This is a genomic window from Mycobacterium sp. 1165178.9, from assembly GCF_001673555.1.
Lineage (GTDB): Bacteria > Actinomycetota > Actinomycetes > Mycobacteriales > Mycobacteriaceae > Mycobacterium.
In genome coordinates this window covers 1-1,284 of record NZ_LZMB01000507.1, presented here as the reverse complement: position 1 = coordinate 1,284, position 1,284 = coordinate 1, and the positions used below count along the sequence as shown (strand labels likewise).

Below are 1,284 nucleotides of genomic sequence, written 5' to 3'. Positions count from 1 at the left end.
GCCCCTGTTCAGAGTCGGTTGATGGTTGACGTTTCTGTTTCGGTTGATCCTTGACACTCTGGTTTTGTGGTTAGGCCTGTTCGCGGCTGCGGAAGGCCCGTTTGTTTCGTACCTCGCCGTGGCTGGTCCGGGCGGCGGTTTTGACGAGCTCGTCGCCGATGAAAAACCGCAGCAGCTCACCATCGATGTGGACATCGCAGCGTGCGCCGGCACGATGGGCTCCCAGGCACACCTGCTGCCAGGCCACACTGACCACCCCGTTGCTGGTCACGCGACGGCTGACCCAGGCATCACCGGTGCGATCGATGCGCGGCATCACCGACGTCAGCCCCGGTGTGCGCACGGCGCCCGCGGCGAACTTCTCCGCAGGGGTAGTCATCTGCAGGGCTTGATGCGGACGAGTGGTGTTGTAGTAGTCGACCCACTCATCGAGGGCCTGCTGGGCGGTCTTGAGGTTAGGGAAAGGCTTATGCGCGCTGAGGAATTCAGCACGCAGACTGCGGTGGAAGCGCTCGATTTTGCCCGTCGTGGTCGGGCTTCTCGGTTGGGTCAGCAGATGCTCGATGCCCTGCTCGCGGCAGATCGCATCAAAGAGCACCTCCACCGGGGGATGCGAGAATCGGCCGGTGAACACCTTGCCGTTGTCGGTCAGGATCTGCTCAGGAACGCCATAAGCCGCTAGGGCCGCGCGCAGCCCATCGCAGACCGCGCGGGTGCGTTCACGTGCCATCAGCCGCGCACAGACACACATCCGGGAATGGTCGTCAATGCCGGTGAGGGCTTTGGCGCAGCTGCCATCGGCCAGCGGGAAACCGCCCACGACATCCATCTGCCACAACTCCATCGCGACGCCGCGTTCCCAGCGTTTCCACTTGCGCGAGCGCCGATCCCGCAAACTCGGATCGATCATCGCGGCCCGCACCAACGCCCGATAAGCCGCTGACTCCGAAGGCACCGGAACCACCTGACGTTTGGCCAGCTCGAACACCAGCCGCCGCGGCCCCCAATACGGCCGCGACCGACGCAACTCCAACAACATTGCTTCCACCGCGGCCGGCATCTGATGCGGACACGCCCTCGGCCGATGCGAACGATCCACCAGCCCCTCAAGGCCCGCGGCCTCATAGCGGGCCAACCAGGCGTGCACCGTCTGGCGCGACACCCCTACCTTCTCAGCGACCTGCGAAATCGATAACCCATCACTGATCACCGCCAACACGGCCTGATACCTCTGCTCGGCCACGCTCAACTCCCTCATCTAGGGAGTGTCAAGGATCAACCGAA

Annotated in this window: 1 protein-coding gene; it reads right to left on the bottom strand. The window is 63.8% G+C overall.

From position 1 onward, the window contains the following. Positions 1–70: 70 nt before the first annotated feature. Entirely contained in the window at positions 71–1,258 is a 1,188-nt protein-coding gene (locus A5652_RS21665) for an IS481 family transposase (protein WP_067356499.1), read from the bottom strand. Positions 1,259–1,284: the final 26 nt, after the last annotated feature.